Origin of the sequence: Pseudomonas sp. HY2-MNA-CIBAN-0224 (assembly GCF_040310285.1) — a bacterium.
GTDB lineage: Bacteria > Pseudomonadota > Gammaproteobacteria > Pseudomonadales > Pseudomonadaceae > Aquipseudomonas > Aquipseudomonas helleri.
Genome location: NZ_JBEOPQ010000043.1, coordinates 15645 through 36904 on the forward strand (window position 1 = coordinate 15645; position 21260 = coordinate 36904).

Genomic DNA, 21260 nt, shown 5'->3' on the forward strand with positions numbered 1-21260 from the left:
GAGCAGCTATCAGTGGAACTGTTCTTCTTCGGTCGAGCCGGTCAGGGCGGTTACCGATGAAGAGCCACCTTGAATAACGGTGGTCATGTCGTCGAAGTAGCCGGTGCCCACTTCTTGTTGGTGCGCCACGAAGGTGTAGCCTTTTTCTGCGTCAGCGAATTCCTGCTCTTGCAGTTTCACGTAGGCGGTCATGTCGTTGCGGGCGTAGTCGTGCGCCAGGTTGAACATGCTGTGCCACATGTTGTGAATGCCGGCCAGGGTGATGAACTGGTGCTTGTAGCCCATGGCTGACAGTTCGCGCTGGAACTTGGCGATGGTCGCGTCGTCCAGGTTTTTCTTCCAGTTGAAGGAAGGCGAGCAGTTGTACGACAGCAGTTGGTCCGGGTATTCCTTTTTGATCGCTTCGGCAAAGCGGCGTGCTTCGTCCAGGTCCGGTTTGGCGGTTTCACACCAGATCAGATCGGCGTAAGGGGCGTAGGCCAGGCCGCGGGCAATGGCTTGGTCCAGGCCTGCACGGACTTTGTAGAAGCCTTCTTTGGTGCGCTCGCCAGACACGAACGGCTGGTCGTACGGGTCGCAGTCAGAAGTCAACAGGTCTGCGGCGTTAGCGTCGGTACGGGCCAGGATGATGGTCGGTACGCCAGCCACGTCAGCAGCCAGACGCGCTGCAGTCAGCTTTTGTACGGCTTCCTGGGTAGGTACCAGTACTTTGCCGCCCATGTGGCCGCATTTTTTTACCGAGGCGAGTTGGTCTTCGAAGTGCACGCCGGCGGCGCCTGCTTCGATCATGTTCTTCATCAGTTCGTAAGCGTTCAGTACGCCGCCGAAACCGGCTTCAGCGTCTGCCACGATAGGAGCGAAGTAGTCGATGTAGCCTGCGTCGCCCGGGTTTTTGCCGGCTTTCCACTGGATCTGGTCGGCACGACGGAACGAGTTGTTGATGCGCTTGACCACGGTTGGAACCGAGTCCACCGGGTACAGCGACTGATCGGGGTACATGGATTCAGCAGAGTTGTTGTCTGCTGCCACTTGCCAACCCGACAGGTAGATAGCCTGGATGCCGGCTTTAACCTGTTGAACTGCCTGGCCCCCGGTCAGGGCGCCCATGCAGTTGACGAAATCTTTCTCAGGACGGAAGGACGGGTGTGCGCCCTGTGTCACCAGTTTCCACAGCTTGTCAGCGCCCAATTTTGCAAAGGTGTGCTCGGGTTGAACCGAACCACGCAGGCGGACCACGTCAGCAGCGGAATAATCGCGTTTCACGCCTTTCCAGCGTGGGTTTTCGGCCCAGTCTTTTTCAAGGGCTGCAATTTGCTGTTCGCGTGTCAGTGCCATGGAGATAAACCTCGTCGCATAGGTCTGGGTTGAAAAATTTGCTCCGCCAGCACACAGCAATTGTGTTTGTGTAAGTGCGTGAATGGCTGCTCGCCAAGAGTCATCCAGGGCCCTTTTACGGGGCTCTGATTGGCGGGAGCGGGGCCATCATGCCTTTGCATTTTTGTGTCGTCAAACACTTTGTAGTGCTTTTTTCGCGGTACTACATATTTAGTCTAATACGACCCGTCAGTCAGTTTTGGGTCCTCTGGTCGAGAGTGTTTACTTTGACCCGCACCGTCATGTCGTTGCGCCCTTGAGTAGAGTACGTAAGGGTTGTAGCGTTATTTTCGGTCTGGCTCTGGTTGCTGCTGCCTGCCACGGTGATCCACTGGCCGAGGGGGCCGCTGATCTGTGTGTTGGAATTTTGCATGTTCACTACATCGGGACGCTCCTGGCTCATGCTGTCCAGATGCGTGCTGATCGCGAGGTGTACCGTTTCACCTGTGACGGTGGCGGTGACGAAAAAACCCTGGGTGACATCGCGGTATTCGGTCTGTGTGAGCAGTCGGCCATAAGCGTCTGTCTGGGTGCTGGTGAGGGGCACGCTCTGGCCGATCTGGATTTGCGCGGGCACACCTTCAGTGGCCTCGATTTGCTGAATGCCGCCTTCACGGCTGGCGGTGCTGATCACGCGGTTGTCTGAATTGGATTCGGGCAGGCTGTTGTCGCGCGTATCGACCGTAATCAGCAAGCGCTTGGCGGGGGTGTCGAGTTGCGCTAGCAGGTTTTCCAGGTTTTGAATTTTCGAGGGAGCTGCTTCGACAATCAGTTGGTTGCCATAGGCGCTGACTTTGCCGTTTTTACCGATAAAGTTCTGCGCAATCGGCAGTAGATCGGCGCTGGTACGGTTTTGTAAGGTAATGACTTTGGTATCGGCCAGTGCGCTCATGCTGAAGACCATGAGCAGGCTGGCGATGAAGGGGCGTAGGGACATGTCCGTTATCTCCGCAATACGTGAAAAGTATCTGCGGAGTGTGGCAGATAGCAAAACGCCCTGCGATCCGAAGATGGCAGGGCGTTTTGTTGTCACGCATGTGGGAGCGGGCTTGCTCGCGATGCAGACGACTCATTCTTTCTGCAAAGCAGCGTTATCCGTATCGCGAGCAAGCCCGCTCCCACAAAGGTGGGCGTAGTGGTTAGCTAACGCGTTCCATATCAACGTGCGGAATGCCTGCTTCGAGGAATTCGTCGCTGACGATTTTGAAACCCAGGCGCTCATAGAACGGCGTTGCGTGCACTTGCGCGCTGAGCTGCTGCTTTTTGAGGCCGCGTTTTTCAGCTTCGCTGATCGCGGCCTGCATCAAGGCGTCGCCCACTTTGAGGCCGCGCCAGTCTTTGAGGACAGACACTCGTCCAATGTGGCCGTCCGGCAGCAGCCGGGCAGTACCAATCGGGAAATCGCCCTCATAAGCCAGAAAATGCACGGCATCTGCGTCGTCTGCGTCCCATTCCAGTTCGGGCGGGACTTGTTGTTCGGCAATAAACACCGTCTCACGAATGCGTCGAATATCGGAGTTGTCCTTTTTCCAGTCGGCGACACTTACGTGAGTCTTATTCATCAGCAAACCCCAAGCTTCCTTGTTTAACCAGCTCGAAGAGCAGGTTGCTTGCGTCTTCATCGGCCAGCCATGGGCCGAGGTTATCACTGTGCAGGGCATCGGCCGCGCAAATCATTTTCAGCAATTCGCGCAGTTTACCCGGCAACAGGCGGCTTTGGCCGCTGGCGAACAACAGCAGGTCTTCGTCCACTTCAGACCAGGCCAGGCGGGCGCTCGGATTGCGGATCAGGATGGCGCCCTGTTCCAGGCTGTCGATCAGCTCGGGCTCTTCGAGTTCCGGGCCGACCACGAGTTCCGGGTAGCGTGGCTCGGTCATGAACTGGCCGAACCAGGTCAGCAGCATGCGCTCGTCGCTCATGTGCTCGGTCAGCAGGTTCTTCAGGCGCCCCAGAGCGTCGTGCTGAATCTGGTGCGGATCGCTTACAGGCTGCGCGTCAGCGTCAGTGTAGCGGTATTCGTCCGGCAGATACTGGCTCAGGAAGTCCGTGAAGTGGGTCAGTACTTCGGCTGCGCTCGGGGCGCGGAAACCGACCGAGTAGGTCAGGCAGTCGTCCACGGCAACGCCGCAGTGGGCCAGGCGTGGCGGCAGGTAGAGCATGTCGCCGGGTTCCAGGGTCCACTCATCGGTGGCCTCGAACTCAGCCAGAATACGCAGGTCGGCATGTTCCAGCAGCTTGCTGTCGGCGTCGCACATCTGGCCGATCTGCCAGTGGCGTTTGCCGTGGCCTTGCAGGAGGAACACGTCGTAGTTGTCGAAGTGCGGGCCAACGCTGCCGCCCGGGGCTGCGTAGCTGATCATTACGTCATCGATGCGCCAGCTTGGCAGGAAGCGGAAGTTTTCCAGCAGTTCACCGACTTCCGGGACGAACTGGTCAACGGCTTGAACCAGCAGGGTCCACTCGCGCTCTGGCAGTTTGCCGAATTCGTCTTCTGCGAACGGGCCGCGGCGCAGTTCCCATGGGCGCTCGCCGTGCTCGATGATCAGGCGCGATTCGACTTCTTCTTCCAGCGCCAGACCGGCCAGTTCGTCGGCATCGATCGGGCTTTCGAAGTCAGGAATTGCCTGGCGGATCAGCAGTGGTTTTTTCTGCCAGTAGTCGCGCATGAACTCGCGCGCCGTGATGCCGCCCAGAAGTTGAAGAGGAGTATCAGGATTCATGTGTAACCTATTGAAAAAATGCGCTTTGTAATCAGGAATAAAAACGCCCGGCACGGCCGGGCGTTAATAGGTCGTTGCAGCGATCAGATACGCTTGGCTTGCTCGACCGCGTTGCCAATGTAGTTGGCAGGCGTCAGCAGCTTCAGCTCGGCCTTGGCCGCTTCCGGCATTTCAAGGCCGTCGATGAACGTTTGCAGTGCTTCAGGGCTGATGCCCTTGCCGCGTGTCAGCTCTTTGAGCTTCTCGTACGGGTTTTCAATGTTGTAGCGACGCATCACAGTCTGGATTGGCTCGGCCAATACTTCCCAGCACGCGTCCAGGTCAGCAGCGATTTTTTGAGCGTTCAGCTCAAGCTTGCTGATGCCTTTGAGGCTGGCTTCGTACGCGATCACGCTGTGGGCGAAGCCGACACCGAGGTTGCGCAGTACGGTGGAGTCGGTCAGGTCGCGCTGCCAGCGGGAGATTGGCAATTTGCTGGCCAGATGCTGGAACAAGGCGTTAGCGATACCCAGGTTGCCTTCGGAGTTTTCGAAGTCGATCGGGTTGACCTTGTGCGGCATGGTCGACGAACCGATTTCGCCTGCGATGGTGCGCTGCTTGAAGTAGCCAAGGGAGATGTAGCCCCAGATATCGCGGTCGAAGTCGATCAGGATGGTGTTGAAGCGCGCAATGGCGTCAAACAGCTCGGCAATGTAGTCGTGCGGTTCGATTTGCGTGGTGTACGGGTTGAAGCCCAGGCCCAACTCGTCTTCGATGAAGGCGCGGGCGTTGGCTTCCCAGTCGATCTGCGGGTAGGCCGACAGGTGGGCGTTGTAGTTGCCGACAGCGCCGTTGATTTTGCCCAGCAGCGGTACTGCAGCGACTTGAGCGATTTGACGCTCCAGACGGTACACCACGTTGGCCAGCTCTTTGCCCAGAGTGGTAGGCGAAGCCGGTTGGCCGTGGGTGCGCGACAGCATGGGCACGTCAGCGAAACGGATGGCCAGTTCGCGGATGGCTTGAGCGGTCTGGCGCATCAGCGGCAGCATCACGTCATCACGGCCTTCGCGCAGCATCAGGGCGTGGGACAGGTTGTTGATGTCCTCGCTGGTGCAGGCAAAGTGGATGAATTCACTGACGTTGGCCAGCTCAGGCAGCTTGGCGGCCTGTTCCTTGAGCAGGTACTCAATGGCTTTAACGTCGTGGTTGGTGGTGCGCTCGATCTCTTTGACGCGCTCGGCGTGCTCCAGAGAGAAGTTTTCGGCCAGTTCGTTCAGAACGGCGTTGGCTTCGGCGGAGAAGGCCGGAACTTCAGGGATGGCAGCGTGAGCGGCCAGGCGCTGGAGCCAGCGAACTTCAACCAGAACGCGGGCACGGATCAGGCCGTACTCGCTGAAAATTGGGCGCAGGGCCTGGGTTTTGCCGGCGTAGCGGCCGTCAACAGGGGAAACCGCAGTGAGCGAAGAGAGCTGCATGGGGTGTTCTCGGACAGTCGGGCAACGAAATGGGGCGCGTATCATACATGAAAAAAACAGCCGGTCCGCTGCCAACTGACCGGCGTCTTACGCGTAACGAGGTTGCAACGTGTTGGTACTGGCGTGTTTCAGTTGCCACGCAGCATCGGATAAAGCTCTTTGAGCAGCTTGCGGCGGCTGAAAACCAGCTGCCAGCGATGACCGCCCAATTGGCGCCACAGCCGCGCGGAACGAATACCGGCCAGCAATAGCGCGCGAATTTTTGCCGCATTGTTCGGTTGTTGCAGGTTGCGCATGTCGCCGTGTACCTGAATGCGTTGGCGCAGGGTGCTCAGGGTGTCCTGATACAGCCCGCCGCAGGCCGCCACCACGTTTTCGTGGGCGGGGCCGAAGTGCTCAACCTGGGACTGGATTTGCGGCAGGCGCTTGCCAATCAGCTCAAGCATGTCATCGCGCTTGGCCAGTTGACGCTCAAGCCCGAGCATCGACAGGGCGTAGCGCAGCGGTTCGCGCTGCAGGGTGTTCGGGTCGCGCTCAAGGGCGCCAATCAGTGCACGATAGCCTTCGCGCAGGTTGCTGTCGTCCCCGCCATAGACCTCAAGGGTGTCCTTGGGGTCGCGTACCAGCAGGCTGCCCAGCATGCAGGCCAGGTCGGCTTCGCTGATCTGGCCGGTCTTGGCGATCTTGTCGACCAGCACCGCGGCAAAAAACACACCGCCCAGGGCTACCAGTTGCTCCTGAATCGGGTTCATGCGCGGTGGCCCTTGCTGGTCCACGGCTCGGCCACTTCAATCACGCCGCCGCCCAGGCACACTTCACCGTCGTAAAACACCACGGACTGGCCGGGGGTGACCGCGCGCTGCGGGTCGTCGAAGGTGGCGCGATAGCCGGTAGCGGTTTTTTCAAGGGTGCACGGCTGGTCGCTCTGGCGATAGCGGACCTTGGCGGTCAGACGCAGCGGGCTGCTCAGGTCGATCGGGTTGACCCAATAGATCTCGGAGGCGAGCAGGGCGCGGGAGAACAGCCACGGGTGATCATTGCCCTGGCCAACGATCAGTTCGTTATGCTCAAGGTCTTTGATCAGCACGTACCACGGCTCGTCACTGGCGTCTTTGAGGCCGCCGATGCCCAGGCCCTGGCGTTGGCCGATGGTGTGGTACATCAGGCCGTGGTGGCGGCCGATCACTTCACCTTCGGTGGTTTTGATTTCACCCGGCTGCGCGGGCAGGTACTGCTTGAGGAAGTCGCTGAAGCGGCGCTCGCCAATAAAGCAGATACCGGTGGAGTCTTTCTTTTTGGCGGTGGCCAGGCCGTGTTTTTCGGCGATGCGGCGCACTTCCGGTTTTTCCAGTTCGCCTACCGGGAACAAGGTCTTGGCAATCTGCTCGCCACCCACGGCATGCAGGAAGTAGCTCTGGTCCTTGTTCGGGTCGAGGCCCTTGAGCAGCTCTGTGCGGCCGTCAATGTCACGACGGCGCACGTAGTGGCCGGTAGCGATCAGATCTGCGCCGAGCATCAGGGCGTAGTCGAGGAATGCCTTGAACTTGATTTCGCGGTTGCACAGGATGTCCGGGTTGGGCGTGCGCCCGGCCTTGTATTCGGCCAGGAAGTGCTCAAAGACGTTGTCCCAGTATTCGGCGGCAAAGTTGGCAGTGTGCAGCTTGATGCCAATTTTGTCGCACACGGCCTGGGCGTCAGCCAGGTCATCCATGGCGGTGCAGTAATCCGTTCCGTCGTCTTCCTCCCAGTTCTTCATGAACAGGCCTTCCACCTGATAGCCCTGCTCCATGAGCAGAACGGCGGAAACGGAAGAGTCTACACCGCCGGACATGCCGACGATGACGCGCTGTTGTTCGGGGGCGACTAAGGCTGGATCACGCATAGGGTTTCAATGAGTGCCTTGAAAAAGGACGCGATTCTATCAGGCCCGAGCGCTCAAGGCTAAACCGAAGGGCGGATTAACGTGAGGTCGAACAATTGGCCGCTCAGATAATCGTCGATGCACTGCAAGCTCAGCTCGCTGCGCCAGCGCTGGCGTTGCGCTATCAGCTCGTCGCGGGTCAGCCATTGCGGGCCGATGATGCCGGTGTCCAGGGTGTATTCGGGGTGATGTTTGACGGCTTTGCCGGCAAAGCATACGCGCTGATACGTCACGCCGTTGCTCGGGGCGGTGTAGAGGTAAATACCGATGACCCCGGTCAGTTCGACGTCGTAGCCGGTTTCTTCGAGGGTTTCGCGGATCGCTGCTTCAATCAGGGTTTCGTTCGGGTCCAGGTGCCCGGAGGGCTGGTTAAGCACGGCGCGCTCGCCGCTGTATTCCTCAACCATCAAAAAACGGCCATTGTCTTCAACGACCGTGGCGACGGTGATGTGGGGTTTCCATTCCATGTGAAGGTCTCGGTTTATTGGTGGATGCAAATCCCCTGTGGGAGCGGGCTTGCTCGCGATGCAGGCGCTTCAGTCTGTGCTTTTTACGCGCTGATGCTATCGCGAGCAAGCCCGCTCCTACAGGGTTTGTATGGCCCGTAAAAACACAAACCCCGGCGTCGTGGGCCGGGGTCTGTGCTGTTGCCTGTTGCTCTTACACCAGAGAAGCGATGATCGCGTTCAGCGTGGCGCTAGGGCGCATTACGGTGCTCACCTTGTCGGCGTCGGCGTGGTAGTAACCACCGATGTCCACAGGCTTGCCCTGCACGGCGTTGAGTTCGGCAACGATTTTTGCCTCATTCTCGGTCATGGCTTTTGCCACTGGGGCAAACAGGGCTTGCAGCTCTTTGTCTTCAGTCTGCGCCGCCAAGGCTTGAGCCCAGTACAGTGCCAGGTAGAAGTGGCTGCCGCGGTTGTCGATGTTGCCGACTTTGCGCGATGGCGATTTGTTGTTGTCGAGGAACTGGCCAGTGGCCTGGTCCAGGGTTTTGGCCAACACCAACGCTTTTGCGTTGTTGTAGGTGGTGCCCAGGTGCTCCAGGGAAGCAGCCAGTGCCAGGAACTCACCCAGCGAGTCCCAGCGCAGGAAGTTTTCTTCCAGCAGTTGTTGCACGTGCTTGGGTGCCGAACCGCCTGCGCCCGTTTCGAACAGGCCGCCGCCATTCATCAGCGGGACGATCGAGAGCATTTTGGCGCTGGTGCCCAGTTCCATGATCGGGAACAGGTCAGTCAGGTAGTCGCGCAGTACGTTACCGGTTACCGAGATGGTGTCCAGGCCGGCACGGGTGCGTTCCAGGGTGAACTTCATGGCGTCTACAGGCGACATGATGCGAATGTCCAGACCGCTGGTGTCGTGATCTTTCAGGTAGGTTTCAACCTTCTTGATCATCTGTGCGTCGTGGGCACGCTTAGGGTCCAGCCAGAATACAGCCGGGGTGTTGCTGGCGCGGGAGCGGTTAACGGCCAGTTTGACCCAGTCGCGGATCGGCGCGTCTTTGGCCTGGCACATACGCCAGATGTCGCCTTCCTCAACCTTTTGTTCCATCAGCACGTTGCCGTTGCTGTCGGTTACCCGAACAACGCCAGGGGTTTTGATCTGGAAGGTTTTGTCGTGCGAGCCGTACTCTTCGGCTTTTTGCGCCATCAGGCCAACGTTTGGCACGCTGCCCATGGTGGTTGGATCGAAAGCGCCGTGCTTTTTGCAGTCTTCGATCGTGGCCTGGTAGATGGTTGCGTAGCAGCGATCCGGGATGATGGCCTTGGTGTCTTGCAGTTGGCCTTCGGTGTTCCACATCTTGCCGGAATCACGAATCATCGCTGGCATCGAGGCGTCAACAATCACGTCGCTTGGTACGTGCAGGTTGGTGATGCCTTTGTCAGAGTTGACCATCGCCAGAGCAGGGCGGTTGGCGTAGACAGCCTGGATGTCAGCTTCGATTTCAGCTTGCTTCTCGGCTGGCAGTGCCTTGATACGGGCGTACAGGTCGCCAATACCGTTGTTCAGGTTGAAACCGATTTCTTTCAGGACGTCAGCGTGTTTGGCCAGCGCGTCCTTGTAGAACTCAGCCACGATCTGACCAAACATGATCGGGTCGGAAACCTTCATCATGGTGGCTTTCAAGTGAACCGAGAACAGCACGCCTTGTTTTTTGGCGTCTTCGATTTCGGCCGCTACGAACTTGCGCAGGGCATTTTTGCTCATGACGGAGCAATCGATGATCTCGCCGGCTTGTACGGCGGTTTTTTCCTTCAGGACGGTGGTGGTGCCGTCTTGAGCGATCAGTTCGATTTTAACGCTGTCCGGGGCTTCGATCAGGGCCGCTTTTTCGCTGCCGTAGAAGTCGCCTTCGCTCATGTGAGCCACGTGAGACTTGGAGTCTGCAGCCCAGGCGCCCATTTTGTGCGGGTGCTTGCGAGCGTAGTTTTTAACCGACAGCGGGGCGCGGCGGTCTGAGTTGCCTTCGCGCAGTACCGGGTTTACGGCGCTGCCCATGACTTTGCTGTAACGCGCCTTGATGTCTTTCTCGGCGTCAGTCGTCGCGGTGTCCGGGTAGTCAGGGATGTTGAAGCCCTGTGCTTGCAGTTCCTTGATGGCAGCTTGCAGCTGAGGAACCGAGGCGCTGATGTTAGGCAGCTTGATGATGTTGGCTTCAGGGGTAACAGCCAGGGCGCCCAGTTCGGCGAGGTGGTCTGCTACGGCCTTGTCACCCAATTGCTCGGGGAAGCTGGCGAGGATGCGGCCTGCCAAAGAGATGTCGCGCGTCTCAACGTCAATATCAGCGCTGGCGGTGAAAGCCTCGATGATAGGCAGCAGTGAATAGGTGGCGAGCGCCGGAGCTTCGTCGGTGAAGGTGTAGATGATCTTCGAACGGTTGGGCATTTCGGATTAACTCTCTTCTTTGCTGAGCGTGCTCAGATACTCGAGATGCGCAGGGTAGGCGCTTTCGTACACAGTGAACAATGAGCCGAAAGTCGAGGTTCTTCGCTGTGATGTGAATGCATCAGTAGAGCGTCAAGCGGTCGAGCCGGGGTAACGGCTCAGCCTTTCTAGGCCTGAAAGACTCATTCCAGTAGGTGTTGCTGAGTGACTCCGTGGTCACCGGCGCAGTATACATAGGTCACTAAGGTTGCTGCGAGGGGGGTGGCCTAACACAAATCATCAATTGGTCTAAGAACCTGCGGCAAAATGCCCTTGGTTTTGGCCTGATGCGCCCGTGGTTACGGGGTTTTTCTGGGGTTTTGAAGGTGGGATGCGCACGTGCATGGCGGTAAGTGCAATAAAAAAACGGCCGATTCGTGTGTGAGAATCGGCCGTTCTTCATGACGGGCTGTGCTCGCGGGCTCAGACCGACAGGCGGGTGGCCCCTGATGCAGTCACGGGTGGTGGCGTCAGCACCTTGGCGTCGGTGATTGCCACAGCGTGCAGGCCTTTGGGCCCTTGAATGATTTCAAAGCTGACAGGCTGGCCTGCTTTCAGCGTTTTGTAGCCGTCCATCTGAATGGCGGAAAAATGGGCGAAGAAGTCGATTGGATGTCCATGCTCGTCGATGCCTTCCTTGGCTTCCGTATTGATAAAGCCGAAGCCTTTGGCGTTGTTAAACCACTTGACCTTGCCTTGCATACTCATCTCCCTCTGCTGCAAACAACTCCATCACTGGAGTATCATCCAGTTCACTCGCGCAGAAACCACGAAATATGGTTGACTGCACGGACCTTTATTACCCACTGTGGGTTCTATTGGTTGTAACACCGTTTTACCGATAGTCAAGGTCACGCGGCGGCGCAGTTGAAATTTGCTACGTCTGCCTCCATCACTGTAATCGATCAAAGACGAACCTTTCTTTCCATGCATGCAATCAGCCAGATTCGACTAACATCCAATCATGATCAGCCCGATTATGATGACGAAGATTCCGCTGGCTTGGCTGTGCAAGAGGCTAAGCCTGCGCTTCAGGCGCCGCCGATGTACAAGGTGGTTTTGTTCAACGATGACTACACACCCATGGATTTCGTTGTCGAAGTGCTTGAGGTGTTTTTTAACTTGAATCGCGAATTGGCGACCAAGGTCATGCTGGCCGTTCATACAGAAGGACGGGCAGTGTGCGGCATCTTTACCCGCGACATCGCCGAGACCAAGGCGGCGCAGGTAAACCAGTACGCACGCGAAAGCCAGCATCCGCTACTCTGTGAAATCGAGAAGGACGGTTAACGCCGACCACTTGGGTATGAGGTGAAGCCATGTTAAATCGCGAGCTCGAAGTCACCCTCAATCTGGCCTTCAAGGAAGCACGCTCAAAGCGTCATGAGTTCATGACGGTCGAGCACCTCCTTCTAGCGCTTCTGGATAATGAGGCGGCCGCAACCGTTCTACGCGCCTGTGGCGCAAACCTCGACAAACTCAAGCATGACCTGCAAGAGTTTATTGATTCCACCACCCCCCTGATCCCTGTCCACGACGAAGACCGTGAAACTCAGCCAACCCTGGGTTTTCAACGCGTCTTGCAGCGCGCTGTGTTCCACGTACAAAGCTCCGGCAAACGTGAAGTCACCGGCGCGAATGTGCTGGTGGCGATTTTCAGTGAGCAAGAAAGCCAGGCGGTGTTCTTTCTCAAGCAGCAGAGCGTTGCCCGCATCGATGTGGTCAACTTTATCGCGCATGGTATTTCCAAAGTGCCGGGCCATGGCGATCACGCTGAAAACGAGAACGAAATGCAGGATGAAGAGGGCGGTGAGTCGTCGTCTTCAAGCAATCCTCTGGATGCTTACGCCAGCAACCTGAACGAGCTGGCCCGCCAGGGCCGGATTGATCCGCTGGTGGGGCGTGAAAACGAAGTTGAGCGCGTTGCGCAGATTCTGGCGCGTCGCCGTAAAAATAACCCGCTGCTGGTGGGCGAGGCGGGCGTGGGTAAAACCGCGATTGCTGAAGGTCTGGCCAAGCGCATCGTTGATAACCAGGTGCCGGACCTGCTGGCCAATAGCATCGTTTATTCGCTGGACCTGGGTGCCTTGCTGGCCGGCACCAAGTACCGCGGCGATTTCGAGAAGCGCTTCAAGGCGTTGCTCGGCGAGCTGAAAAAACGTCCGCAGGCCATTTTGTTCATCGACGAGATCCACACCATTATTGGTGCGGGCGCGGCGTCCGGTGGCGTCATGGACGCTTCCAACCTGCTCAAGCCCCTGCTGTCCTCGGGTGAGATCCGTTGCATTGGTTCGACCACGTTCCAGGAATTTCGCGGGATCTTTGAAAAAGACCGTGCCCTGGCGCGACGCTTCCAGAAAGTCGACGTGTCCGAACCTTCGGTTGAAGACACCATCGGTATTCTGCGCGGCCTTAAAGGGCGTTTCGAGCAGCATCACGGGATCGAATACAGTGATGAAGCCCTGCGTGCGGCGGCCGAGCTGGCATCTCGCTACATCAACGACCGGCACATGCCGGACAAAGCCATTGACGTGATCGACGAGGCGGGGGCGTATCAGCGCCTGCAGCCGGTTGAAAAGCGCGCTCTGCGTATCGATGTGCAGCAGGTCGAAGACATCGTGGCGAAAATCGCCCGTATTCCGCCTAAGAGCGTCTCCAGCTCCGATAAAGAGCTGCTGCGTAACCTTGAGCGCGACCTTAAGTTGACGGTGTTTGGCCAGGATGCGGCGATTGACTCCTTGTCGACGGCCATCAAGCTGTCGCGTGCCGGCCTCAAGTCGCCAGACAAGCCTGTCGGTTCGTTCCTGTTCGCAGGTCCGACCGGTGTGGGTAAAACCGAAGCTGCGCGCCAGTTGTCCAAGGCGTTGGGTGTCGAGCTGATTCGCTTTGATATGTCCGAGTACATGGAGCGCCACACCGTATCGCGTCTGATCGGTGCGCCTCCAGGCTATGTCGGGTTTGATCAGGGCGGCCTGCTCACCGAAGCCATCACCAAGCAACCGCACTGCGTTCTGCTGCTGGATGAAATCGAGAAGGCGCACCCTGAGGTCTTCAACTTGCTGCTGCAGGTCATGGACCACGGCACGCTGACCGACAACAACGGGCGCAAGGCTGACTTCCGTAACGTGATCATCATCATGACCACCAACGCGGGTGCAGAGACGGCTTCGCGGGCATCGATCGGCTTTACCTTGCAGGATCACGCCACCGATGCAATGGAAGTGATCAAGAAGAGCTTCACTCCTGAGTTCCGTAACCGCCTGGACACCATCATTCAATTTGGTCGCCTCAGTCATGAAGTGATCAAGCACGTGGTGGACAAGTTCCTCACCGAGTTGCAAGTGCAGTTGGAAGACAAGCACGTGCAGCTGGTGGTGACCGATGCCGCGCGTGGCTGGCTGGCGGCTGGCGGCTACGACGTGACCATGGGCGCCCGCCCGATGGCGCGCCTGATTCAGGACAAAATCAAGCGTCCACTGGCTGAAGAGATTCTCTTTGGTGAGCTGGCCGATCATGGCGGCGTGGTTAACATCGACCTCAAAGATGGCGAGCTGATCTTCGAGTTCGAAACAGACGTTGAGATGGCTTGATGTGACCGTGAAATAAAAAAAGCGCCGAAAGGCGCTTTTTTTATAGGTAAGCACTGTAGGGCTGCCGCCTCGTCTTCGACGCCGCGCTGTCGCGTAGCAAGCAGGCCGGCGAGTATCTTCAGCATCCCCCAATCGGTTCCCTCTCCTGCGGGAGAGGGCTAGGGCGAGGTGGCTTAGATCAAGAGATCGCGAGGCAAGCTCGCTCCTACAGTCAGGGCTGGCGCTCGCCATATCGCAGACAAACAAAAACGCCCGGCAGAGCCGGGCGTCTTGTATTGACTTGATTAACGAGCGCGGTAAGTGATGCGCCCTTTGCTCAAGTCATAGGGCGTCAGTTCGACGCGCACTTTGTCACCGGTAAGAATACGAATGTAGTTCTTGCGCATCTTGCCGGAAATATGCGCGGTTACGACGTGCCCATTTTCCAACTCCACACGAAACATGGTGTTGGGCAGGGTGTCGACGACAGTGCCTTCCATTTCGAAGCTGTCTTCTTTCGACATGCAGTAAAGCCCTCGGTGTCCAGTGAATGGCCCGGTGCAACTGCGCCAGGCAAAAGCGGCGTGCATTGTGCCCGAAAAGTAGGGTTTAAGCCAAGGGGTTCAGTAAAGAGTGCTCCATCTCTGATTAATCAGCAGCTCAATGGGCCGATATTCAGTCTTGTAATTCATCTTTTTGCAGTTCTTGATCCAGTACCCGAGGTACAGCGCATTCAGGCCCAGGCGGCGGGTTTCGGCAATTTGCCAGAGAATTCCGTAGCGGCCCAGGCTGCGGCGCTCTTCGTCAGGCTCGTAGAACGTATACACCGCCGACAAACCATTGGGCAGCACGTCAGTGACCGCCACGGCCAGTAACCGTCCGTCGAGGCGGAACTCGTAGAACGTCGAGAACGGCAAGTCGCGCACCAAAAACGTAGAAAATTGCTCACGGCTTGGCGGGTACATGTCGCCGTCCGCGTGCCGTTGTTCGATGTAGCGCTTGTAGAGGGCGAAGTACTCATCGCTAAAGCCGGGTTTGGCTGCCTTGACCTGGAGGTCGGCATTGCGTTTGAAAATACGCTTTTGCTGGCGGTTGGGGATAAACGTCTGTACCGGAATGCGCGCAGGCGTACACGCATCGCATTTCACGCAATGGGGGCGATAAAGGTGGTCGCCACTGCGACGAAAGCCCATTTCGGACAAGTCGGCATAGACCTGCACATCCATCGGCTGGCTGGGGTCGAGGAACAGCGTGGTCGCCTGTTCATCGGGCAGGTAGCTGCAAACGTGAGGTTGAGTGGCATAAAACTTCAAGCGCGCCAGCTCGGTCATGATGGGCCCTCAGGGAAATCTTTGAATTAAGTGTAAGCCAGCCAGCAAAACTCGCCTATCAAACCCACTCTGCGTTTGTAGGTAGATCGAGATGTTTGTGTAGGTAATCGGCGAATTGTTGCCGTGGAATTGAACGTGCGCCCAGGCTTTCGAGGTGATTGGTCGGCATTTGACAGTCGATCAGCACAAAGCCCCAGGCCTTCAAGTGACTGACCAGCGTCGCAAAGCCCACTTTTGAGGCGTTGTCTGCGCGACTGAACATGGACTCGCCAAAAAACAATTGGCCCATCGCCAGGCCGTACAAACCGCCAACCAGCTCGCCGTTGTCCCAGACTTCTACCGAATGCGCGTGGCCGCGTGCGTGAAGCTCGATGTAGGCATCTTGCATTTTTTCGGTAATCCACGTGCCGTCGGCATAGCTTCGCGGTTCGGCGCAGGCCCTTATAACCCCTTCGAAGTCGCGGTCGAACGTCACGTGGTAACGTTGCTGGCGCAATAGTTTTGCCAGGCTGCGCGAGACATGCAGCTCATGCGGGAACAGCACCGTGCGCGGGTCTGGCGACCACCAGAGTATCGGCTGGCCTTCGGAAAACCACGGGAAGCAGCCATGGCGATAGGCCTGGATCAGCCGGTCAGGGGACAGATCGCCGCCGGCGGCGAGCAAGCCATTGGGTTCGCGCATGGCCGTTGTCAGTGGCGGGAATGTCAGGGTGTCGCGTTTTAACCAGGTCAGCATGGCAATCGGTCTTACAGAAGAGGGGAGGGGGCTGCAACTCTGTCGCGTTGCCGCGGTCTGAGTCGAGCGGGTCCGTGGCTGTCGCGGCAGTGCTATAAGTCTTTGTCACACAAGGCAATGCATGCTCAAATTGGCGGCTCTCGGGCGGGCACATGATGATCGCGCCCGGCGCTGGCGTCAGCGTGGCATCCACGGCTTAAACCCGTACAATGGCCCGCCTGTTTGAGCTGTTCTAAACTGCACAACATTCGCCTCACTCCCTGGCGGGCTGGTCTTGGGGTGACGAGTCATATTACAAGGCTGTGTGCAAGGCTAGTCCAGTTTCATGTCTGAACTTGTCACCTGCTCGAATTGAGCAGTATTTTGCAGTCAATCAATTGTTGGGCGCGCCACAGGCGCAGGAAAAGACGCGTTTTGAAGAAATCCACAGCAGCACCTAAAACAGTTCCACTCTGGCGTCAGCAATTGCACTACCGGCTCAAGGAAGGTGCACTGCTCGCTATTGGCGCTCTATGCCTGTTCATGATGATGGCCTTGCTGACCTACGGTAAGGACGACCCCGGCTGGAGCCACAACAGCCGCGTAGTGGATGTGCAGAACTTTGGCGGGCCTGCGGGCGCCTACAGTGCGGACATCCTGTTCATGGTGCTCGGCTATTTTGCCTACATCTTCCCGCTGCTGCTGGCGATCAAGGCGTATCAGATTTTCCGCGAGCGGCATCAGCCGTGGCAGTGGAGCGGCCTGCTGTTTTCGTGGCGGCTGGTCGGCTTGATTTTTCTGGTGCTTTCAGGTGCCGCGCTGGCGCACATTCACTTCCATTCTGCCAGCGGCTTGCCCGCCGGTGCTGGTGGTGCGCTGGGCGAAAGCCTGGGGGATCTGGCGAAGAACGCGCTGAACATTCAAGGCAGTACCTTGCTGCTGATTGCCTTGTTCCTGTTCGGTTTGACTGTTTTTACCGATTTGTCGTGGTTTAAGGTCATGGACGTGACCGGCAAAATCACCCTTGATCTGTTCGAGTTGATCCAGGGCGCCGCGAATCGCTGGTGGTCTGACCGTAACGAGCGCAAGCAACTGGTTGCGCAACTGCGTGAAGTCGACACCCGGGTTAACGAAGTGGTCGCCCCAAGCGTTCCCGACAAGCGTGAGCAGGCCAAGGCCAAAGAACGCCTGATCGAACGTGAACAGGCGCTGACCAAACACATGACCGAGCGTGAAAAACACGTGCCGGCAGTGATCGCCCCGGCACCGGCCAAAGCGCCGGAGCCGAGCAAGCGTGTGCAAAAAGAGAAACAAGTGCCGCTGTTTGTCGACAGCGCGGTTGAAGGCACTTTGCCTCCGATCTCGATTCTGGACCCGGCCGAGAAGAAGCAGCTCAACTATTCCCCTGAATCCCTCGCAGCCGTTGGCCATTTGCTTGAGATCAAGCTCAAGGAGTTCGGCGTCGAGGTGGCGGTGGACTCGATTCATCCGGGTCCGGTCATCACCCGTTATGAAATCCAGCCAGCGGCCGGGGTCAAGGTCAGCCGTATCGCCAACCTGGCCAAAGACCTGGCACGTTCGCTGGCCGTGACCAGCGTGCGGGTGGTTGAGGTGATTCCGGGTAAAACCACGGTGGGCATCGAAATCCCCAACGAAGATCGCCAGATCGTGCGCTTCTCCGAAGTGCTGTCGACCCCTGAGTTCGACGATGCCAAATCGCCGGTTACCTTGGCCTTGGGCCATGACATCGGCGGCAAGGCGGTGATCACCGACCTGGCAAAAATGCCGCACCTGTTGGTGGCCGGTACCACCGGTTCCGGTAAGTCGGTGGGCGTGAACGCGATGATCCTGTCGATCCTGTTCAAGTCGGGCCCGGAAGACGCCAAGCTGATCATGATCGACCCGAAAATGCTTGAGCTGTCGATCTACGAAGGCATTCCGCATTTGCTCTGCCCGGTTGTGACCGACATGAAAGACGCGGCCAACGCTCTGCGCTGGAGCGTTGCCGAGATGGAGCGCCGCTACAAGCTGATGGCCAAGATGGGCGTGCGTAACCTGGCCGGTTTCAACCAGAAGATCAAAGATGCCGAAGCGGCAGGTGAGCCGATCAGCGACCCGCTGTACAAGCGTGAAAGCATCCATGACGAAGCGCCGCTGCTGACCAAACTGCCGACCATCGTCGTGGTGGTCGATGAATTTGCCGACATGATGATGATCGTCGGCAAAAAGGTCGAAGAACTGATTGCCCGTATTGCCCAGAAAGCGCGTGCTGCCGGGATTCACTTGATCCTCGCGACCCAGCGCCCATCGGTGGACGTGATCACCGGTCTGATCAAGGCCAACATCCCGACCCGTATGGCGTTCCAGGTATCGAGCAAAATTGACTCGCGGACTATCATCGACCAAGGCGGCGCCGAACAACTGCTGGGCCACGGTGACATGCTCTACATGCCGCCAGGCACCAGCCTGCCGATTCGTGTGCACGGCGCGTTCGTGTCTGACGATGAAGTGCACCGTGTGGTTGAAGCCTGGAAACAGCGTGGTACACCGGACTACAACGATGACATCCTGGCGGGCGTCGAAGAGCCGGGCAGCGGCTTTGATGGCGGCAGCAGTGATGGCGGCGATGACGCTGAAACCGACGCGCTGTACGACGAGGCTGTGCAGTTCGTGCTCGAAAGCCGTCGCGCTTCGATCTCTGCGGTTCAACGCAAACTGAAGATCGGTTACAACCGCGCGGCACGCATGATCGAGTCCATGGAAATGGCCGGGGTCGTGACCGCAATGAATACCAACGGCTCGCGCGAAGTGATAGCGCCGGCTCCAATGCGCGACTGATCTGCTCGCAGGTAATCTGCAAGCAGGGTTTAACTAATCAATGAGGATTTCCATGCGTTTTGTCAGCATGTTGTTGCTACCGGTTTTGGCCTTCACAGCCTTTTCCGCCAGTGCCGCTCCGGCGGATGTACAGAGTCTGACCAACCTTCTGGAACGGTCGAAAACGTTGACGGCCAATTTTTCTCAGTTGACCCTGGATGGTGGCGGGACACAGCTCCAGGACACTAAAGGGCAAATGGCCTTGCAGCGTCCGGGGCTGTTCTACTGGCACACTGATGCGCCGAATGAGCAGACCATGGTTTCCGATGGCCAGAAAGTCACCTTGTGGGACCCGGACCTGGAGCAAGTCACCATCAAGAAGCTTGATCAGCGCCTGACCCAGACCCCGGCCTTGCTGCTCTCGGGTGATGTCTCAAAAATCAGCGAAAGTTTTGATATCACCTCCAAACAGTCGGGTGAAGTGATCGACTTCACGCTCAAGCCAAAAACCAAAGACACCCTGTTTGACTCGCTGAACCTGTCGTTTCGCAATGGCCTGATCAATAACATGCGTCTGGTTGATAGCGTGGGTCAGCGCACTGACCTGCTGTTCACCGGGGTCAAGGCCAACGAGCCGATCCCGGCGTCCAAATTCAAGTTCGATATCCCGAAAGGGGCTGATGTCATCCAGGAATAAGCCCTGGACGAGGTTTCAAACGCTGCTATGGATCTGTTTCGAAGTGCACCGATTGCCCAGCCCTTGGCCGCCCGTCTACGGGCGACCAATCTGGATGAGTATGTCGGTCAACAACACCTGCTCGCCCGGGGCAAGCCCCTGCGTGAAGCGCTGGAGCAGGGCGCGCTGCACTCGATGATCTTCTGGGGGCCGCCCGGTGTGGGTAAAACAACACTGGCGCGGCTGCTGGCTGAAGTGTCGGATGCTCATTTTGAAACGGTCTCGGCCGTCCTGGCCGGGGTCAAAGAGATCCGCCAGGCGGTGGAAATCGCCAAGCAGCAAGCCGGCCAGTACGGGCGGCGGACCATCCTGTTTGTCGACGAAGTGCACCGCTTCAACAAGTCGCAGCAAGATGCATTCTTGCCGTACGTTGAAGACGGCACCCTGATTTTTATCGGTGCGACCACCGAAAACCCCTCCTTTGAACTCAACAACGCGCTGTTGTCACGGGCGCGGGTCTACGTGCTCAAAAGCCTCGACGAGGCGGCGTTGCGCAAGCTGGTACACCGGGCGTTGACCGAAGACAAAGGCCTGGGCAAACGCGGCTTGACCTTGGGCGATGAGGGTTTCCAGACGTTGCTCAGGGCCGCTGATGGCGATGGTCGACGTTTGCTTAATCTGCTGGAGAACGCCTCTGACCTGGCCGAAGACCACAGTGAAATCGGCGTCGATCTGTTGCATGACTTGCTGGGCGATACCCAGCGTCGCTTCGACAAAGGCGGGGAGGCGTTTTACGACCAGATCTCGGCCTTGCACAAATCGGTACGTGGCTCCAACCCGGACGGTGCGCTGTACTGGTTTGCGCGCATGATCGACGGCGGTTGCGACCCGCTGTACATCGCTCGCCGGGTGGTGCGCATGGCCAGTGAAGATATCGGCAATGCTGACCCGAGGGCCTTGAGCCTGTGCCTGTCAGCCTGGGACGTGCAAGAGCGACTCGGCAGCCCCGAAGGCGAGCTGGCCGTGGCCCAAGCCATCACTTACCTGGCCTGTGCGCCGAAAAGCAATGCGGTGTACATGGGCTTCAAGGCCGCGCTGCGCAGCGCCGCCGAATACGGTTCGCTCGAAGTCCCGCTGCATTTGCGCAATGCGCCGACCAAGCTCATGAAGCAATTGGGTTATGGCGACGAATACCGTTACGCCCACGATGAGCCTGATGCCTATGCTGCCGGTGAAGACTACTTCCCGGATGAGCTGGAGCCGTTACCGTTGTATCAGCCCGTCCCGCGCGGGCTCGAATTGAAGATTGGCGAGAAGCTTAAACACCTGGCTGCACTTGATCGGGCCAGCCCTCTACAGCGGAGAAAACCTTGATTCCTTTGATCGCTGCGGTAACGGTGGGCGGTATTGCAGGTACATTGTTGCGTTTCGCCACGGGCAATTGGGTGAACGCCAATTGGCCAAAGCACTTCTATACCGCGACATTGGCCGTTAATATCGTGGGCTGCCTGCTGATTGGCATCCTTTACGGACTTTTTTTAATCCGCCCGGAAGTACCGATTGAAGTCCGCGCCGGATTAATGGTCGGTTTCCTGGGTGGTTTGACCACTTTTTCATCCTTTTCACTGGATACGGTGCGCCTGCTGGAAAGCGGGCAAGTGCCTTTGGCACTGGGCTATGCAGCCATCAGCGTATTCGGCGGGCTGCTTGCAACCTGGGCTGGCCTGTCCCTGACCAAACTTTGATAAACGAGAAAC

Annotated in this window: 19 protein-coding genes; 6 read left to right on the plus strand and 13 right to left on the minus strand. The window is 57.8% G+C overall.

The window, feature by feature from the left end; genetic code table 11:
- Positions 1–9: 9 nt before the first annotated feature.
- The 10 genes from aceA to AAEZ03_RS18095 all read right to left on the minus strand — a co-directional run bounded on the left by aceA (position 10) and on the right by AAEZ03_RS18095 (position 11097).
- Entirely contained in the window at positions 10–1335 is a 1326-nt protein-coding gene (aceA, locus tag AAEZ03_RS18050) for an isocitrate lyase (RefSeq protein WP_048387738.1), read from the minus strand.
- Between the two features lie 232 nt (positions 1336–1567).
- Complete coding sequence (locus tag AAEZ03_RS18055; protein ID WP_350580423.1) at positions 1568–2311, minus strand: secretin N-terminal domain-containing protein; 744 nt, start codon at positions 2309–2311, stop codon at positions 1568–1570.
- 202 nt (positions 2312–2513) lie between these two features.
- Positions 2514–2936, minus strand: coding sequence for a GNAT family N-acetyltransferase (locus AAEZ03_RS18060; RefSeq protein ID WP_123750410.1), 423 nt, complete (start codon positions 2934–2936; stop codon positions 2514–2516).
- Complete coding sequence (locus AAEZ03_RS18065; protein WP_350580426.1) at positions 2929–4095, minus strand: ribosomal protein uL16 3-hydroxylase; 1167 nt, start codon at positions 4093–4095, stop codon at positions 2929–2931. The genes AAEZ03_RS18060 and AAEZ03_RS18065 overlap by 8 nt, the downstream gene beginning before the upstream one ends.
- Before the next feature lie 83 nt (positions 4096–4178).
- On the minus strand, positions 4179–5549 hold the full coding sequence (gene purB / locus AAEZ03_RS18070) for an adenylosuccinate lyase (RefSeq protein ID WP_048368545.1): 1371 nt from the start codon (positions 5547–5549) through the stop codon (positions 4179–4181).
- A 128-nt stretch (positions 5550–5677) separates the two neighbouring features.
- Positions 5678–6301: a high frequency lysogenization protein HflD gene (gene hflD, locus AAEZ03_RS18075; protein ID WP_048368544.1), complete on the minus strand. Its 624-nt coding sequence runs from the start codon at positions 6299–6301 to the stop codon at positions 5678–5680.
- On the minus strand, positions 6298–7431 hold the full coding sequence (gene mnmA, locus AAEZ03_RS18080) for a tRNA 2-thiouridine(34) synthase MnmA (RefSeq protein WP_048368543.1): 1134 nt from the start codon (positions 7429–7431) through the stop codon (positions 6298–6300). Before mnmA ends, hflD begins: the two co-directional genes overlap by 4 nt.
- A gap of 59 nt (positions 7432–7490) precedes the next feature.
- On the minus strand, positions 7491–7937 hold the full coding sequence (locus AAEZ03_RS18085; protein ID WP_350580430.1) for an NUDIX hydrolase: 447 nt from the start codon (positions 7935–7937) through the stop codon (positions 7491–7493).
- 193 nt (positions 7938–8130) lie between these two features.
- The gene (locus AAEZ03_RS18090) at positions 8131–10356 is read right to left on the minus strand and encodes an NADP-dependent isocitrate dehydrogenase (RefSeq protein ID WP_123750413.1); all 2226 of its coding nucleotides are present in this window, start codon (positions 10354–10356) and stop codon (positions 8131–8133) included.
- 462 nt (positions 10357–10818) lie between these two features.
- Positions 10819–11097 carry a cold shock domain-containing protein gene (locus tag AAEZ03_RS18095; protein WP_123750414.1) on the minus strand — a complete coding sequence of 93 codons (279 nt, stop codon included), beginning with the start codon at positions 11095–11097 and terminating at the stop codon, positions 10819–10821.
- 225 nt (positions 11098–11322) lie between these two features.
- Here AAEZ03_RS18095 and clpS point away from each other — a divergent pair, with 225 nt between their 5' ends.
- Entirely contained in the window at positions 11323–11685 is a 363-nt protein-coding gene (gene clpS / locus AAEZ03_RS18100; RefSeq protein ID WP_048368539.1) for an ATP-dependent Clp protease adapter ClpS, read from the plus strand.
- Between the two features lie 29 nt (positions 11686–11714).
- On the plus strand, positions 11715–13985 hold the full coding sequence (gene clpA / locus AAEZ03_RS18105) for an ATP-dependent Clp protease ATP-binding subunit ClpA (RefSeq protein WP_123750415.1): 2271 nt from the start codon (positions 11715–11717) through the stop codon (positions 13983–13985).
- Positions 13986–14269: 284 nt separating this feature from the next.
- Here the strand turns inward: clpA and infA are convergent, their stop codons facing one another.
- From infA to aat, 3 genes are all read right to left on the minus strand, one after another.
- Positions 14270–14488, minus strand: a complete 219-nt coding sequence (infA, locus tag AAEZ03_RS18110; protein ID WP_002553999.1) for a translation initiation factor IF-1 — start codon at positions 14486–14488, stop codon at positions 14270–14272.
- Between the two features lie 99 nt (positions 14489–14587).
- Positions 14588–15295, minus strand: coding sequence for an arginyltransferase (locus AAEZ03_RS18115; RefSeq protein WP_153327865.1), 708 nt, complete (start codon positions 15293–15295; stop codon positions 14588–14590).
- Positions 15296–15353: 58 nt separating this feature from the next.
- A complete protein-coding gene (gene aat / locus AAEZ03_RS18120) occupies positions 15354–16031 on the minus strand; it encodes a leucyl/phenylalanyl-tRNA--protein transferase (protein WP_123750417.1) in 678 nt (225 codons plus the stop codon).
- A 372-nt stretch (positions 16032–16403) separates the two neighbouring features.
- Between aat and AAEZ03_RS18125 the strand changes: the two genes are divergently transcribed.
- From AAEZ03_RS18125 to crcB, 4 genes are read left to right on the plus strand one after another with little or no spacing between them, the layout of a single operon-like run.
- A complete protein-coding gene (locus AAEZ03_RS18125) occupies positions 16404–18848 on the plus strand; it encodes a DNA translocase FtsK (protein ID WP_502947931.1) in 2445 nt (814 codons plus the stop codon).
- Positions 18849–18900: 52 nt separating this feature from the next.
- Positions 18901–19524, plus strand: a complete 624-nt coding sequence (lolA, locus tag AAEZ03_RS18130) for an outer membrane lipoprotein periplasmic chaperone LolA (RefSeq protein ID WP_350580440.1) — start codon at positions 18901–18903, stop codon at positions 19522–19524.
- Between the two features lie 27 nt (positions 19525–19551).
- Positions 19552–20877, plus strand: a complete 1326-nt coding sequence (locus tag AAEZ03_RS18135; protein WP_048368533.1) for a replication-associated recombination protein A — start codon at positions 19552–19554, stop codon at positions 20875–20877.
- The gene (crcB, locus tag AAEZ03_RS18140; RefSeq protein WP_048368532.1) at positions 20874–21248 is read left to right on the plus strand and encodes a fluoride efflux transporter CrcB; all 375 of its coding nucleotides are present in this window, start codon (positions 20874–20876) and stop codon (positions 21246–21248) included. Before AAEZ03_RS18135 ends, crcB begins: the two co-directional genes overlap by 4 nt.
- Positions 21249–21260 lie beyond the last annotated feature (12 nt).